Origin of the sequence: Bradyrhizobium sp. S3.3.6 (genome assembly GCF_040546905.1) — a bacterium.
GTDB classification, from domain to species: Bacteria; Pseudomonadota; Alphaproteobacteria; order Rhizobiales; family Xanthobacteraceae; genus Bradyrhizobium; species Bradyrhizobium cytisi.
The window spans coordinates 431,692-447,183 of record NZ_JBEPOT010000004.1 but is presented as its reverse complement, the minus strand read 5'-3'; the positions used below and the strand labels follow the sequence as shown (position 1 = coordinate 447,183).

Annotated in this window: 16 protein-coding genes; 8 read left to right on the top strand and 8 right to left on the bottom strand. The window is 64.2% G+C overall.

All coding sequences use genetic code 11. The annotated features are described in order from the left end of the window. The first annotated feature begins 150 nt into the window (after window positions 1–150). Window positions 151–1,071, top strand: a complete 921-nt coding sequence (locus ABID59_RS14805) for an amino acid ABC transporter substrate-binding protein (protein WP_354083842.1) — start codon at window positions 151–153, stop codon at window positions 1,069–1,071. A 66-nt stretch (window positions 1,072–1,137) separates the two neighbouring features. Next, window positions 1,138–2,169: a threonine aldolase family protein gene (locus tag ABID59_RS14800; protein WP_354083841.1), complete on the top strand. Its 1,032-nt coding sequence runs from the start codon at window positions 1,138–1,140 to the stop codon at window positions 2,167–2,169. Window positions 2,170–2,308: 139 nt separating this feature from the next. On the opposite strand, the gene ABID59_RS14795 is transcribed toward ABID59_RS14800, so the two are convergent. Next, window positions 2,309–3,559, bottom strand: a complete 1,251-nt coding sequence (locus ABID59_RS14795) for a NupC/NupG family nucleoside CNT transporter (protein WP_354083840.1) — start codon at window positions 3,557–3,559, stop codon at window positions 2,309–2,311. Between the two features lie 157 nt (window positions 3,560–3,716). On the opposite strand from ABID59_RS14795, the gene ABID59_RS14790 reads away from it, so the two are divergent. Continuing rightward, complete coding sequence (locus ABID59_RS14790; protein ID WP_354083839.1) at window positions 3,717–4,955, top strand: MFS transporter; 1,239 nt, start codon at window positions 3,717–3,719, stop codon at window positions 4,953–4,955. A gap of 200 nt (window positions 4,956–5,155) precedes the next feature. Here the strand turns inward: ABID59_RS14790 and ABID59_RS14785 are convergent, their stop codons facing one another. The 5 genes from ABID59_RS14785 to ABID59_RS14765 form a co-directional block, all read right to left on the bottom strand. Further along, a complete protein-coding gene (locus tag ABID59_RS14785) occupies window positions 5,156–5,914 on the bottom strand; it encodes an SDR family oxidoreductase (RefSeq protein ID WP_148752841.1) in 759 nt (252 codons plus the stop codon). A 24-nt stretch (window positions 5,915–5,938) separates the two neighbouring features. After that, complete coding sequence (locus ABID59_RS14780) at window positions 5,939–6,697, bottom strand: proteasome-type protease (RefSeq protein WP_148752842.1); 759 nt, start codon at window positions 6,695–6,697, stop codon at window positions 5,939–5,941. A gap of 102 nt (window positions 6,698–6,799) precedes the next feature. Then, the gene (locus ABID59_RS14775; protein WP_354083838.1) at window positions 6,800–7,648 is read right to left on the bottom strand and encodes a transglutaminase family protein; all 849 of its coding nucleotides are present in this window, start codon (window positions 7,646–7,648) and stop codon (window positions 6,800–6,802) included. Window positions 7,649–7,745: 97 nt separating this feature from the next. Next, window positions 7,746–8,690: an alpha-E domain-containing protein gene (locus tag ABID59_RS14770; protein ID WP_354033341.1), complete on the bottom strand. Its 945-nt coding sequence runs from the start codon at window positions 8,688–8,690 to the stop codon at window positions 7,746–7,748. Between the two features lie 4 nt (window positions 8,691–8,694). Next, a complete protein-coding gene (locus ABID59_RS14765) occupies window positions 8,695–10,113 on the bottom strand; it encodes a circularly permuted type 2 ATP-grasp protein (RefSeq protein WP_354083837.1) in 1,419 nt (472 codons plus the stop codon). Window positions 10,114–10,389: 276 nt separating this feature from the next. Between ABID59_RS14765 and ABID59_RS14760 the strand changes: the two genes are divergently transcribed. The 3 genes from ABID59_RS14760 (at window position 10,390) to ABID59_RS14750 (ending at window position 12,411) form a co-directional block, all read left to right on the top strand. Next, window positions 10,390–11,127 carry a competence/damage-inducible protein A gene (locus ABID59_RS14760; RefSeq protein WP_148752846.1) on the top strand — a complete coding sequence of 246 codons (738 nt, stop codon included), beginning with the start codon at window positions 10,390–10,392 and terminating at the stop codon, window positions 11,125–11,127. 37 nt (window positions 11,128–11,164) lie between these two features. After that, on the top strand, window positions 11,165–11,692 hold the full coding sequence (gene gpt, locus ABID59_RS14755; RefSeq protein WP_187435030.1) for a xanthine phosphoribosyltransferase: 528 nt from the start codon (window positions 11,165–11,167) through the stop codon (window positions 11,690–11,692). Between the two features lie 101 nt (window positions 11,693–11,793). Then, the gene (locus ABID59_RS14750) at window positions 11,794–12,411 is read left to right on the top strand and encodes a hypothetical protein (protein ID WP_354083836.1); all 618 of its coding nucleotides are present in this window, start codon (window positions 11,794–11,796) and stop codon (window positions 12,409–12,411) included. On the opposite strand, the gene ABID59_RS14745 is transcribed toward ABID59_RS14750, so the two are convergent. Further along, window positions 12,408–12,641 (bottom strand): hypothetical protein, encoded by a 234-nt coding sequence (locus ABID59_RS14745; RefSeq protein WP_354083835.1) that lies wholly within the window; start codon window positions 12,639–12,641, stop codon window positions 12,408–12,410. The genes ABID59_RS14750 and ABID59_RS14745 overlap by 4 nt on opposite strands. Next, window positions 12,641–13,663: a methionine synthase gene (locus ABID59_RS14740; RefSeq protein ID WP_354083834.1), complete on the bottom strand. Its 1,023-nt coding sequence runs from the start codon at window positions 13,661–13,663 to the stop codon at window positions 12,641–12,643. The genes ABID59_RS14745 and ABID59_RS14740 overlap by 1 nt, the downstream gene beginning before the upstream one ends. Before the next feature lie 205 nt (window positions 13,664–13,868). Here ABID59_RS14740 and ABID59_RS14735 point away from each other — a divergent pair, with 205 nt between their 5' ends. Both ABID59_RS14735 and ABID59_RS14730 read left to right on the top strand, forming a co-directional pair. Continuing rightward, window positions 13,869–14,477 carry a 2-hydroxychromene-2-carboxylate isomerase gene (locus tag ABID59_RS14735; RefSeq protein ID WP_354083833.1) on the top strand — a complete coding sequence of 203 codons (609 nt, stop codon included), beginning with the start codon at window positions 13,869–13,871 and terminating at the stop codon, window positions 14,475–14,477. After that, on the top strand, window positions 14,477–15,454 hold the full coding sequence (locus ABID59_RS14730) for an NADPH:quinone oxidoreductase family protein (protein ID WP_354083832.1): 978 nt from the start codon (window positions 14,477–14,479) through the stop codon (window positions 15,452–15,454). The genes ABID59_RS14735 and ABID59_RS14730 overlap by 1 nt, the downstream gene beginning before the upstream one ends. Window positions 15,455–15,492: the final 38 nt, after the last annotated feature.

Genomic DNA, 15,492 nt, shown 5'->3' with positions numbered 1-15,492 from the left:
AAATCCGTATAAGGGAGTGTGAAACTGGAATTTCATCAGATCGGTCTTTTGGACGATAGTCCAGAGCGTGACGCCGTTCGCACGGAGCTGCCCTATCGTTGCTCACCGAGCGCGGACGGCGTCACGAACATTCGCCAAGAGAGGGACGACATGAAAGCGACAACGATCAAGGCACTTGCCGCGGCGAGCGTCGCTGCAGGTCTTCTTTCCGGCGAGGCCATCGCTCAGGGTGCGGGCAGGCTGGACAAGATCCGTGAGACCGGCTCGATCACATTGGGGTATCCCGAGACCTCGGTGCCCTTCGCCTATCTCGACGGTAACCAGAAGCCGATCGGCTATACCGTGGAAATCTGTGAACAGGTGGTGCAGGCGATCAAGACGGCCCTCAAGCTCCCCAAGCTCGAGACTCGCTATAACCCGATAACCTCGGCGACACGCATTCAGCTGCTCGCCAACGGGACGATCGATCTCGAATGCGGCAACACGACCAATAATGTCGAGCGGCATAAACTTGCCGCCTTTGCTCCCACCACCTTCGTTGCGCAGGTCGTCCTCGTCGCGCGCAGGGATGGTGGGGTCGATGTCAACGACCCCACTTCGTTTCGCGGCAAGGCCATCTCCGCCCAGGCCGGCGGCCAGACTTTCAAGGTGATTACGCTGATCAACGCCAGGAACAATCTCGGCATCACGGTCGTGCCAGCCAAGGACACCGCCGAGACCTTCTTGTTGGTGTCGACGGGCCGGGTGGCCGGCTCAGCCAACGATGACGGTCTCGCTTATGCCACGGTCGCCTCGTCCAGGACGCCGGATGACTACCTGATCGGTAGCAAGGGTCTCGAGATGGCGCCTTACGGTATCGTCGAACCCAAGGACGATCCTGCTTTCAAGAAGGTGGTCGACGACGCCGTGATCGACCTGATGAAGAGCGGACAGGTTGCGGCGCTCTACGACAAATATTTCAATTCACCAATCCCGCCGCATGGCCTCAACCTGAAATTTCCGATGAGCGCCGCCCTCAAGCGGGTGCTGGCCAACCCGACCGATTCCGGCGATCCGGCAGCCTACGAATGACGCGCCAAGCGCTCTAGAGGTCCCGCAATGGCACATCGACACGACACGAGTCCGGCGGACGCTGGGTTGCCACCGATCGACCTGCGCAGCGATACGGTCACCAGGCCGACCGATGCGATGTATGCCCGCATGGCCTCGGCGCCGCTCGGTGATGACGGGCTGGATGGCGACCCCACGGTGCAGGAGCTGGAGGCCGTCGCAGCGGCGGCGTTGGGCAAGGACGCCGGCCTGTTTGTGCCGAGCTGCACCATGGCCAATCTGTTGGCGACGCTGGCGCAGTCGCAGCGCAGCGAGCAGATTGCGTTGGAAGCGAATGCCCATATGTACACCTCCGAACGAGGGGCGGCGACGTTTACAGGACAGTTCTACCTCGCCATTGCCGGCACCGACGGCGCGATGGACCTGAATTTGCTGGAAGACGCGCTACAGGGCGAAGGGCTCAAGCTCAGGACCGCCCTTGTCGCGATGGAAACCTCGCACAACAACGCGAGCGGCGCCGTGCTGCCGCTGGAGCATATGCAGGCCGTGCACGCCATGGCCTCGGCCCGCGGCGTTCCGGTGCATCTCGACGGCGCGCGGCTCTTCAACGCCGCGGTCGCGCTCGAAACGGCACCGGGCGAGGTTGCGAGCCATTGCGACACGGTCTCTCTGTGCCTGTCGAAGGGCCTGAGCGCGCCGGCCGGCGCTGTGCTCGCCGGGCCGCGCGCCGTGATCGACCGGAGTCGCAGGTTTCGCCGGATGCTGGGAGGCACGCAGCGCCAGATCGGCATCCTGGCTGCCGCCGGCCTCGAGGCGGTTCAAGTCATGGGTACGCGTCTGGGCGAGGACCACCGGCGTGCGCGAGCCCTGAGTGTTGCGCTGAACGCGATCAACCCAAAGCTCAGCGCGACAATCCCGCAGACGAATATCGTGCAGGTCGATGTCTCTCTCTCCGGGCGCGACAGTGCCGCGTGGTCAGGGGCTCTCGAGAAGGCGGGGCTGAGGGCGAGGCCCTGGGGGCGGCGTCGCTTGCGCTGTGTGACCCATCGCCATATCGACGACGCCGATATTGATCGCGCGGTCGCGGCATTTCGCACCGTGGCTGGAGTTTTGGCTTAGACTCTCTCCGCCGTCATTGCGAGGAGCCCGCGACAAAATCGCGAAGCGATTTTGCGCTGGTGCGACGAAGCAATCCAGACTATCTCCAAGGATGCATTTCTGGATTGCTTCGCTTCGCTCGCAATGACGGCGGAGAGACCTACGTCAACACCCCCACGATCGCGCCCATCAGACACGTCGTCAGCGTGCCTGACACGATCGATTTGAGCCCTAGCGCATTGATTTCGTCGCGCCGCTCCGGCGCCATGACGCCGAGGCCGCCGATCATGATGCCGAGGCTGGCGAAATTGGCGAAGCCGCACATCGCGTAGAGCATGATCAGGCGCGAGCGCGGATCGAGCGTGCCCGGCGGCAGCTTCGAGAAGTCGACATAGGCGATCAGCTCGTTGAGCACGGTCTTGGTGCCCATCAGGCTGCCGGCGGTGACGGCCTGATCCCAGGGCAGCCCCATCAGCCAGCACACTGGCGCCATCACGAGGCCGAGCAGGCGCTGCAACGAGATTGCGGCGCCGCCGATGTTTGGCAGCAGGCCAAGGATGGCGTTGACGAGGTAGACCAGCGCCACCAGCACCAGCAGCATCGCGACGATGTTGATCAGCAGCTCGATCCCCGCGCCCGTGCCCTTCACGATCGCATCCATCGTGCTGGAGACTTCCATCTCGGGATCTTCCAGCGCGCCGCCGGTGCGCTTGCCGGATGTCTCCGGCACCATGATCAGGCTGACGAGGATCGCGGCCGGTGCGCCCAGCACGGAGGCAATAACGAAATGCGCGGCCGCGTCGGGGATCAGCGGCGCCAGCAGCGTCGCATAGAGCACCAGCACGGTACCAGCGATGCCGGCCATGCCGCCGGTCATCACCAGAAACAATTCGCTCCGGCTCATCTGCGCTAGGTACGGCCGCACGAACAGCGGCGCCTCGACCATGCCGAGGAAGATGTTGGCGGCGGTCGAGAGCCCGACCGCGCCGCCGACGCCGAGCGTGCGCTCGAGCAGCCAGGCCATGCCGCGCACGATCGGGGGCAGCACGCGCCAATAGAACAGCAGCGTCGTCAGCACGCTCATCACCAGCACGATCGGCAGCGCCTGGAACGCCAGGATGAAATCGGCGCCCGGCGTCTTCAGGTCGAAGGGCAGGGGACCGCCGCCGACATAGCCGAACACGAAGGAGGAGCCGGCGCGCGAGGCCGCGGAGATGGCGCCGACCGCGTCGTTGATGGCGCCGAAGGCATGCGCGACGACCGGCACCTTCAGCAGCACGATCGCGGTGACGAAGGTCACGACAAGGCCGATCAGCGCCTGCCGAAGCGAGACCGCGCGGCGATTCTCCGCCAGTGCGAACGCGATCAGCAGCAATGCGAAAACGCCGATTGTCGATTGCAGCCGCAGCATGATGTCCCCAAACCCCCGTGATTATGGCCGCGCCTGCGTTGCAAACGCAATGCCGGATGGCTCCAGGTGCCGCCCGCTGTTGACAAGCAGGCCCGCGTCAGCCACGCGAGGCACCTCGATACCAGGGGCGGACCAGCCGAGCGTGACCGAAGGGGCGATGCCAGAACAGCCAGTTTCAGCCAGTCCGGCGGTCAGCGCCGGTGAGCTCCTCCGCCACCGCGCCTTCCTGTTCTTCCTGCTCTCCCGCAGCCTGTCACGCTTTTCCAGCCAGATCGCGGCGGTCGCAATCGGCTGGCAGATTTACGACCTCACCGGCTCGGCCTTCGACCTCGGCATGGTCGGCCTCGTGCAATTTGCGCCCACCGCACTGCTCGTCTTTGTCGCCGGCCACGCCGCCGACCGTTTTGAGCGCAAGCGCGTGGTCCAGCTCTGCCAGCTCGTGGAAGCCGCGACCGCGCTTTATCTCGCAGGGATCACCTATCTCGGTGCGGTCAGCGAGGTGCAGATTTTCGTCGCGACCTTCGTGCTTGGCATCGCCGGCGCCTTCGAGAGCCCGACCACGGCGGCGCTCTTGCCGCTGATCGCGCCGCAGGGATCGCTCCAGCGCGCAACGGCAGTCGCAAGTGGCGCAGGGCAGGTCGCGACCATCACGGGGCCGGCGCTCGGCGGCTTTGCCTATGCGATCGCACCGCATCTGGCCTATGCGGTGATGCTGCTGTTCTGGATTTTTGGGATGATCCTCACCGGCTTCATCCAGCCGCGCCCGCAGGCCGTCGCCAAGGAGGGCACGAGCTCGGACAATATCTTTGCCGGCGTCCGCTTCATCCGCAGCAATCCGGCGATCCTCGGCACCATCTCGCTCGACCTGTTCGCCGTGCTGTTCGGCGGCGTCACCGCGCTGCTGCCGATCTACGCCCGCGACATTCTCCAGACCGGCCCGATGGGACTCGGCGTGTTGCGGGCGGCGCCAGCCGTCGGCGCACTGCTGATGACCATGGTGCTGGCGCGCCATGCCATCACGCGGCATGTGGGCCTGCGCATGTTCCAGGCGGTGATCGTGTTCGGGGTCGCCACGATCGTGTTCGCGCTGTCGTCCTGGATGTGGCTGTCGGTGCTGTCGCTCGCGATCCTGGGTGCGGCCGACACCATCAGCGTCGTGATCCGCTTCTCGCTGGTGCAGCTCGCCACCCCCGACGAGATGCGAGGCCGTGTCGGCGCGGTCAATTTCCTCTTCATCAACGCATCGAACCAGCTCGGCCAGTTCGAGAGCGGACTGACGGCCGCGCTGTTCGGCGCCATGCCCGCCGCCGTGCTCGGCGGCGTCTGCACCGTCGCGGTGGCGCTGCTCTGGATGAAGCTGTTCCCCACCCTGCGGCAGGTGGAAAGTTTGGAGTAGGACCTCCACTCTCTCCCCGTCATTGCGAGGAGCCCTTGCGACGAAGCAATCCAGACTGCTTCCGCGGACGCATTTCTGGATTGCTTCGCTGCGCTCGCAATGACGATTGTTGAAGCGGTACGCGAACTTACTTCGCATCACCCCCGCTGCTAACGCCCCACGCTTCCTACTGTGCATGGGGTTGTTTTCGCGTTTTGAGTTCAGCCGCGTCCCACGAACGGCATCTTGGTGGCCATGACGGTCATGGTCAGCACGTTGGCGTCGAGCGGCAGGCCGGCCATGTAGGCGACGGCATCGCCGACCGCTTTCGCATCCATGCGCGGCTCGTGCTTGGTGGTGCCGTCCGGCTGCAGCACGCCCGGGCCGTTGACCATGCGGTCGGTCATGGGCGTGGCGGCATTGCCGATGTCGACCTGGCCGACCGCGATGTCATACATTCGGCCGTCGAGGTTGGAGGCCTTGGTGAGGCCGGTGATGGCGTGCTTGGTCGAGGTGTAGGCTGCCGAGAACGGCCGCGGCGCATGCGCCGAGATCGAGCCGTTGTTGATGATGCGGCCGCCGCGCGGGCTCTGGTCCTTCATGATGCGGAAGGCGTGCTGGGTGCACAGGAACGGGCCGGTGAGGTTGGTGTTCACGACCGCCTGCCACTGCTCGAGGCTGAGGTCCTCGAAGTTGACGGCGGGTGCGCCCATGCCGGCGTTGTTGAACAGCACGTCGAGCCGGCCGCAGGTCGCCTTCACCTTGTCGAACAGCGCGGCGATCGAGTCCGGCTTGGTCATGTCGGCGGTGATGCACAGGCTCTTGCCTGCTGGGCCGAGCTTCGCGGTCTCCTCGAGCATGTCGAGCCGGCGCCCGACCAACACCACGGTGAAGCCGATGTTCATCAGCGCCAGCGACGCGGCGCGCCCGACGCCGGTGCCCGCACCCGTCACCAATGCGATCTTTTTTGCTTCGCTCATCGTTTCCTGCCTTTTCTTCAGTTGTCAGGTTTTCGGTTCTTTTTCGTTCTTGTAGGGCGGACGCGGAATATTCTGATGCGCCGCGCGCAACGCCGCCGACCAGCGCGAGCGCAGGTCGTGGAAGTAGGGCTCGCCCGCCTCGATGCGATGGTTGAGATCGGCGTCGCATGCATCCGCGCGCACCACCAGCACGTCGATGGGGAGGCCGACGCCGAGGTTCGAGCGCATGGTCGAATCCATCGAGATCAGGCCGGTCTTCAGCGCCTCGTAGAGCTCGACGTCGTAATGCATGGCGCGGTCGAGCACCGGCTTGCCGTATTTGTGCTCGCCGATCTGCAGGTAGGGTGTATCGGTGGTGCACTCGATGAAATTGCCGGCGGTGTAGACCATGAACAGGCGCATGCGCGCACCCTTGATCTGGCCGCCGAACAGGAAGGAGACGTCGAAGGAGACGTCCTCGGATTTCAGCGCCGGCCCTTCGGTCGCGTGCACCGCCCGGATCGCCCGGCCGATGCGCTGGGCGGCCTGGAACATGGTCGGCGCGTTCATCAGCGTCTCGATCTCACCCGTGTCGGGGTCTTCCAGGCCCTCGGTCAGGGTGGAGAGCACCGACTGGCTGATGGCGAGGTTGCCGGCGCTGGCGATCGCCATGATGCGGTCGCCGGGCTTGGAGAAGATATGCAGCTTGCGGAAGGTCGAGACATTGTCGAGGCCGGCATTGGTGCGGGTGTCGGCGATCATGACCAGCCCGTCCCGAACCAGGATTCCACAACAATAGGTCATTTCCAGTCCCCGACGCGTTTTGGCTCAAGCAACAGCTAGTTGCGTGGAATTACTAGCCAATTTCAAAGGGCCGGTCCAATCCCAATGCGCCCCTGAATGAAGCTAGCTCTGCCGCTGCGACTGCGACTGCGATTGGCCGCCGCGGCCGGCCTGCTCGACCTTGACCGCGACCGTCAGCGTCTCCGCGCCGCCGCCATAGCGGGTCCCGCGCACCGGTGCTGCGCCGAGATAATCGAGCCCGATCGCGACGCGGACATGGGCGTCGGTGGTGCAGATGCTGTTGGCGGGATCGAAGCCGACCCAGCCGAGATCGGGAACATAGGCTTCCGCCCAGGCATGGCCGGCGTCCTGATGCACGGTGCCGTCGGAGCGCAGGAAGTGTCCGGAGACGAAGCGCGCCGGCACGCCGCCGGTGCGGGCGCAGGCGATGAAGATATGCGCGTAGTCCTGGCAGACGCCGCGCTTGAGCGTGAACGCCTCGGTCGCCGACGTGCCGCTGTTGGTTGGATCTTCGTCGAAGGTCATGTGGTCGCCGATTTGCGACATCAGCGTGTGCAGGAAGCCGAGCCTGTCGGTCTCGGCCTCGCTGCGCAACTGCCGCGCGACCGCTGCCATCGCCGGATTGACAGTAGTGAGATCGGTGGTGCGCAGAAACATGTCGGCGGGAAAGCGCTCGTCGGCGCCGCGCAGCACACCGCCGGTATCGTGGGTCTCGATCAGTCCTTCGGCGGTGATCTTGATGTCGGAGACCGGCCCGCAGGACAGCACATGGGTGACATTGCCGAAGGCGTCCTCATGGATGTCGAGCTTGGTGTCGGTCGAGACGTCGATCTGCCATTCCGCCACATATTGCCCGTCATGACTGCCCGGCGTCATGCGCAGGATCTGGATCACGCTCGTCGCCGGCGGTTCGTAGCGATAGGTCGTGGTATGCAAAATTCGCAGGCGCATGGTGGACCATGGTTTCTATGCGTCATTCCGGGACGATGCGATAGCATCGCTCGAGATTCCGGGTCTGGTCCTTCGGACCACCCCGGAATGACGAAGGTCAGATCAGATACTGCTTCGTGATGATTTCGCCCAGCCTGGAATTGTCGGTGATGAATTCCTGAATGAATTCATGCACGCCATGCTGGAAAATGTCGTTCATGTTGCTGTGTTCCAGCCGGTTGCGGATGCCGCGGGCGTGGCGTTGCGCCGGGCCCTGGCGGCCATAGTCGACGCCAATCTGGTCGAGGTTGCGAACGAGATTGTCGTAGCAGCTGGCAAGCGAGCGCGGCAGCGTGCCGTTGAGAATCAGCAGATCGGCGACCAGCCAAGGTTTCAGCGTCTCGCGGTAGACCCAGTGATAGGCCGTCAGTGCCGACACCGAGCGCAGGATCGAGCTCCACTGATAGAAGTCGAGCGGACCGCCGACGTGCTCCTCTTCGGGCAGCAGCACGTGATACTTGACGTCGAGGATGCGTGCGGTGTTGTCGGCGCGCTCCAGATGCAGGCCGAGGCGCGAGAACCAGTAGGCGTCGTTGCGCAGCATGGTCCGGTAGGCCGAGCCGTCGAAGCGCAGCGAGGTCTCCTGCACGAAGCGCAGGAATTTTGCGAGGTCCTCGCGGGTGGAGGTGCCTTTGCTCCAGACCTCCTGAAGCTCGATCCAGGCCGAGTTGATGGTGTCCCACATCTCGCTGGTCAGCGCCGTGCGCACCGAACGCGAGTTCAGTCGCGCCGCCTCGATGCAGTTCCTGATCGAGGACGGGTTGTCGGCCGAGAACGAAAGGTAGTCGACGACGTTGTGCTCGTTGGCTTCCTCGTGGGTCTGATAGAAGCTTTCCGCGACGCCGGCGGTGAGCAACGCGGAGTCCCACTCGTTGGTCTTGCCGATATAGGCGGCGGGAAGCGCGGTGACGCGTAGGGTCGCATCGATGGTGCGCGCGAGGTATTCGGCCCGTTCGACATAGCGGGCGAGCCAGTAGAGGTTTTCGGCGGTACGCGACAGCATCTCTCTACTCGTCCAAAATCCAGGTGTCTTTGGTGCCGCCGCCCTGGCTCGAATTCACCACGAGCGAGCCTTCCTTCAGCGCAACACGTGTCAGCCCGCCCGGCACGATCGTCGTGCTCTTGCTGCCGGTGAGCACGAAGGGCCGCAGATCGACGTGGCGCGGGGCGAGGCCGGAGGCCGTGCAGGTCGGGCAGGTCGAGAGCGCCAGCGTCGGCTGGGCGATGAAGCCTTCCGGTTCGCGCTTGAGCTTCTCGCGGAAGGCTTCGATCGTCGCTTTGGTCGCGGCAGGGCCGATCAGCATGCCGTAGCCGCCGGAGCCGTGTACTTCCTTCACGACGAGCTCGCTCAAATTATCCAGCACGTAGGCGAGATCCTTCGGCTCGCGGCAGCGCCAGGTCTGCACGTTCTTCAGGATCGGCTCCTCGCCGAGGTAGAATTTCACGATCTCCGGCATGTAGGAATAGATAGCCTTGTCATCGGCGATGCCGGTGCCGACCGCGTTGGCGAGCGTGATGTTGCCGGCCGCGTAGGCCGACATCAGCCCGGGCACGCCGAGCGCCGAGTCGGGCCGGAAGGTGAGGGGATCGAGGAAATCGTCGTCGACGCGGCGATAGATCACATCGACCCGTTTCACCCCTTCCGTCGTCCGCATGAACACTTCGTTGTTCTTGACGATGAGGTCGCGGCCCTCGACCAGCTCGATGCCGAGCTTGTCGGCGAGGAAGGAGTGCTCGTAATAGGCGGAGTTGTAGACGCCGGGCGTGAGCAGCGCGACCGTCGGCTCGCCTGAGGCACTGTTCGGCGCGACCGAGCGAAGAGCGGAGAGCAGCTCGTCCGGATAGCGCTCGACCGGCGCCACCCTGTGGCGGGCGAACAGATCCGGAAACAACCGCATCATGATCTCGCGGTTTTCCAGCATGTAGGACACGCCGGACGGTGTGCGCGCATTGTCCTCCAGCACGATGAAGTCCTCGGCATCGACCCTGATGATGTCGATGCCGGCAATGTGCACGTAGACGTCGTGCGGCACCTGCTGGCCGTTCATCTCGGGGCGGAAGACCGGGTTCTGGAAGATCAGATCTTCAGGCACGATTTCGGCGCGGAGGATGTCGCGGCCGTGATAGATATCGCGCAGGAACATGTTGAGCGCGCGCACGCGCTGCTTCAGGCCCCTCTCCAGCAGCGACCATTCCTTGCCGGACATGATGCGCGGGATCACGTCGAAGGGGATCAGGCGCTCGGTGGATTCGGAATCGCCATAGACGGCAAAGGTGATGCCGATGCGGCGGAACAGGAGCTCGGCCTCCTGGCGGCGATATTCGAGCGCCTCGGGAGGCGTCTCCTTGAGCCAGCGGGCCAGCTCCTGATAGGCGGGGCGAAGGTCCCCGCCGGGAATGTTCATTTCGTCAAACGCGACTGCCATAGATCCCGACTTGTCCCCGCAAGGCGTTGCGCCATTTGGCAGGTCGTCAGGCCTTGGTGAAGACCGCAACGTCCTGGCCATGCGGCAAGAGTGCATGACTCTGAGGAGGTAGCAAGGGGCGGGCCAGCGCGATAAGCATGGAGAAAGGGCATTTGCCGGATATGGCCGGGAAGGTGCCTGAAAAAATGGCTGAGGACTGCTTATTTCGGCAGCAAAACCGCGTGACTTCAACGCGTTACCCCGGCAAATTCGGTGGGACAGCGAGGGACTTTAGGTATGAGCGAGATCGTCACGGCGGGTATTCTGGTCATCGGGGATGAAATCCTGTCCGGCCGGACCAAGGACAAGAATATCGGCTTCATCGCCGAATACCTGACCAATATCGGCATCGACCTGAAGGAAGTCCGGATTGTTTCCGACGACGAGGACGATATCATTGCCGCGTTGAATGCACTGCGGCATCGTTACAACTACGTATTCACCACCGGCGGCATCGGACCGACCCATGACGACATCACCGCCGACAGCGTCGCCAAGGCCTTTGGCGTCGGCATCGACCACCACCCCGAGGTGGTTGCCCGTTTCCGCGAGCGCTGGAGCGAGCAGGACCTCAACGAGGCCCGCCTGCGCATGGCCCGCATCCCCGACGGCGCCGAGCTGATCCAGAGCGCGACCATCCTCGCCCCCGGCTTCAAGATCGGCAATGTCATCGTGATGGCCGGTGTGCCTTCGATCATGCAGGCGATGATGGACATCGTCTCGCCCAAGCTGAAATCCGGCGTCCGCATGCTGTCCGAATCGGTCCGCGCCAATGCGCGGGAAGGCGACATAGGCAGCCCGCTGCGGGCGATCGCCGCCGCGCACCCCGACACCATCATCGGCAGCTATCCCTTCATGGACGAGGAGCAAAAGCCGAACACCAATCTGGTGGTGCGCTCGCGTGATGCGGATAAGCTGGCATCCGCGATGGCGGCGGTGAAGGAAATGCTGGCGGGGTTGAACATCACCCGGTAGCAAATGAACTGCCGACAGACGAATGCAGGAGATGATGATGGCTGGTGAAGCACCGGAACTGAGCGCGCAGGAGCGCGCGGGCAAGGCCTTCCCCGTTTCGTGGGACCAGTTCCACCGGGATTGCCGGGCGCTGACCTGGCGGCTCAACGAGGTTGGCCCCTTTCACGCGGTGATCGCGATCACCCGCGGCGGTCTGGTGCCGGCGGCGATCGTAGCGCGCGAGCTTGGGGTACGCGTGATCGATACGGTCTGTATCGCCAGTTACGATCACACCAAGCAGGGCGATCTCCAGGTCCTCAAGGGCATCTCGGATCAGGCGATGAAGCTCGGGGGCGGTACCGGCAAGGGGCTGTTGATCGTCGACGACCTCGTCGACACCGGCAAGACCGGCAAGCTGGTGCGCGAGATGCTGCCCGACGCGCATTTCGCCACAGTCTACGCCAAGCCGAAGGGGCGCCCGCTGGTCGACACCTTCATCACGGAAGTCTCGCAGGACACCTGGATCTTCTTCCCCTGGGACACCGCGCTCTCCTACCACCCGCCGCTCCGCGACGGGGCGGCGTAAGTATCGCCGTCATTGCGAGCGAAGCGAAGCAATCCAGACTGCTTCCGCGGAGACATTTCTGGATTGCCTCGCTTCGCTCGCAATGACGGGCGGAGCCAGCCATGCCCCTGCAAAACCGCGTCACGCCGACCGGCAACATCATCGCCACCCCGCATCGCGGCCTGTTCACCGGTAATCGCGGCATCATCCATGATCCCGCGACGAAGACGCTTCTGAAGAAGCGCTGGTCGTCGCCGGCCTGGCTCACCTGCACCTGCGAATTCCGCGGCCGCCGTCGCGAGGTGATGGCGCAACGGAGCTGGACCGAGCTGTTCTTTCTCGATGAAGCCACCGCGCTCGCCGCCGGGCATCGTCCCTGCTTCTATTGTCGACGCGACGATGCCAATCGCTTCCGCGCCGCGTGGGAGAAGGGCAACCGCGTGCACGACGTCCGCATGCACGACATCGACACGGTGCTGCACCACGAGCGGCTCGATCACGGCAAGAAGCGGCTTCACACTCTGCTGGTGCCGGTCGCTCAGCTTCCCGACGGCGCGATGCTGCAGCAGGGCAAGGAAAGCTTTCTGGTCACGCGGGGCAGAGTGCTGCTGTGGTCGGCTGCCGGCTATGTTGCGGTGGAGCAGCATCCGGACGAAGCAACGCTGCTGACGCCGCCATCGACGCTACGCACGATGAATGCCGGCTACCGGCCCGTGCTGCATCCGACCGCGTTGCCTTAGCGCAGCGGCTTACCCTCTTCATCCACCGTCGTCCGCGCATCGCGCAGTGCCCATTCGCGGATCACCTGGCGACAGCGGGCGAGCTCGGCCTCGCTCGCCGCATCCGGAACCTTCAAAGCGCGTTCCACCATCGCCTTGCAGATCAGCAGAACGGAGCGGTCCTCCGCGTGCGTCGGCGGCGCAACCGCTGCCAGAGTGGCGGCGACGAGCACAGGTCGGATCACCACCATCACCCGAGCTTGTCGCGCGCGAGCGCGGCGCCGGCGCCGAGCGCCATCAGCTTGGCTTCCGCGATCTCGCGGCGCATCGGCGCCATGCCGCAATTGGTGGTGGCGATGATGTTGCTCTTGGGCACGAACTTCGAGACCGCGTCGATCACCTTGACGACGTCCTCGGCCGTCTCCACCGTATCGCTGGCGACATCGATCACCCCGGCCTGCACGATCTTGTTTTTCAGCAGCGCGAGCAGATCAAGCGGCACTTTGGAATTGCGGCACTCGATCGCAACCTGCTGGATCGGGCTCGCATCGATCGCCGGAAAAATCTGCTCATACTGCCGCCACTGCGCGCCGAGCATCTCCTTCCAGTCGGTGTTGGCCTTGATGCCGTAACCGTAGCAGATGTGCACGGCGGTGGCGCAGGTGAGCCCCAGCGCGGCGCGCTCCAGCGCCTTGATGCCCCAGTCGTTGACCTCGTCCATGTAGACGTTGAAGGCGGGCTCGTCGAACTGCACGAGATCGACACCGTCGGCTTGCAACGCCTTGGCTTCCTCGTTCAAAAGCTCGGCGAAGGCGAACGCCATTTTCACCCGATCGCCATAGTAACGATCGGCGATGGTGTCGATGATGGTCATCGGGCCGGGCAGAGTGAATTTCAGTTTCTTCCTCGTGTGCGTGCGCGCCACACGCGCCTCGTCGGCATGGACGCGGCCCTTCAACCGAAGCGGCGCGACCACCTGCGGCACCATCGCCTTGTAGCGATCTTTCCGGATGCCCATCTCGACCTTGTGGGCGAAATCGATGCCCTCGATCTTCTCCAGAAAACCGTGCACGAAATGCTGCCGGGCCTGCTCGCCCTCGGTGACGATGTCGATCCCGGCGTCCTCCTGGACCTTCACCGCAAGCATCGTCGCGTCGCGCTTGGCGCGTGCAAGCTCGTCACCTTGCGACTTCCAGGGCGCCCAGAGCATGTTGGGCTCGGCGAGCCATTCCGGCTTGGGCAAGGAGCCCGCGATCGTCGTTGGAAACAGCATGGGTCCCTCCCGGCGGGTTGTGATTGCGCCTCTGTCTGCCATGTCTTAACGTCGAGGTACAGAACAACAAAAGTCGCCCCCACCGTGCGTCATTGCGAGCGCAGCGAAGCAATCCAGAAACTTTCCGCGGCGGCAGTCTGGAGTGCTTCGCTGCGCTCGCAATGACGGAGGAGAGAGCGTACCGAATACAAACAAAGGAAACGCCATGATCGAATTCTTCTTCGACTGCTCCAGCCCGTGGACCTATCTCGCCTTCCACAATATCCAGCCGCTGGCCAAGGAGCTAGGCGCCGAGATCATCTGGCGGCCGATCCTGGTCGGCGGCATCTTCAACACCGTCAATCCGAGCGTCTACGCGCAGCGGGAGACGCCGGTGCCGCTGAAGGCGCGCTACATGAAGAAGGACCTTCAGGACTGGGCGCGCTCGGCGGGCCTAGCGATCAAGATGCCGCCGACGGTGTTTCCGGTGAACAGCGTCAAGGCGATGCGCGGCTGCATCTGGTTGGGCAAGGCGATGGTGCCGTTCGCAACCGCCTTGTTCGAGACCTATTGGGGCGACGACAAGGACATCTCGCAGGACGCGGTGCTGGCCGAGATCTGCAGGAAGGTCGGCGTCGACGAGCAGAAATTCTTTGCTGGCATCTCGGAGCAGGCGATCAAGGACCAGCTCAAAACCAATACGGAAGAGGTCGTCGCGCGCGGCGGGTTCGGTTCGCCGACGATTTTCGTCAACAAGACCGGCATGTATTTTGGCAATGATCGCCTGCCGCTGATCCGCGAGGCGCTGCTGCGTAACAAGGCGAGCGCGGCCTGATGGTGCGGGCCGTCGTCTGCCGCGCGCTCGGCGCACCCGAAATGTTGCGGTTGGAAGAGTTTCCCTCGCGCGCCCTGAAGCCGGGCGAGGTTCGGGTCGCGATCCGCGCCGCCGGGTTGAACTTTCCGGATGTACTGATGGCGGCCGGCGAGTACCAGCTCAAGCCCGAGCTGCCGTTCACGCCTGGCATGGAAGCCGCCGGCGACGTGACCGAACTCGGCGCAGAGGTGAAGGGCGTCGCTGTCGGCGACAAGGTCATCGTCAGGATGCGCCACGGTGCCTTCACCGATGAAGCGGTCGTGACGCCGTCACAGCTCACGCCACTGCCATCGAACTTTGATTACGCCGAGGGCGCGACCTATCTCGCCGGCCACGGCACCGCCTATCACGCGCTGATCGATCGCGGCAGGGTCCAGCCGGGCGAGGTGCTCTTGGTGCATGGCGCTGGTGGCGGCGTCGGCCTTGCCGCCGTCGAGATCGGCAAGATGCTGGGCGCGACCGTGATCGCGACGGCGTCCAGCGACGAGAAGCTGGCGATCGCCGAGGCACGCGGCGCCGACCATCTCGTGCGCTACGACCGCGAGCCGTTTCGCGACGCCGTCAAGCGCATCACCGATGGCCGTGGCGCCGACGTGGTGTTCGACCCCGTCGGCGGCGAGGTGTTCGAGAACTCGATGCGCTGCATTGCCTGGGGTGCGCGGCTGCTGGTCATCGGATTCACCGGGGGCATCGGCTCGGCGAAAACCAATCTGCTGCTGATCAAGGGCGCCAGCGTGCTCGGCGTGCGCGCGGGAGAAGCGGTGCGGAAAAATCCGGCGCTCGGCGAGTCGCGCCTGAAGGCGCTGCTGCAATGGGCGGAGGAGGGTAAGCTGCGCCCGAATATCTCGCACCGCCTTCAGCTGGAAGATTGCGCCAAGGCGATGCGGCTGTTGCTCGACCGCAAGGCGATCGGGCGGGTGGCACTGGTGATGGAGTGACGTGCCGTGGTGACGGTGCCGTAGGGTGGGCAAAGGCG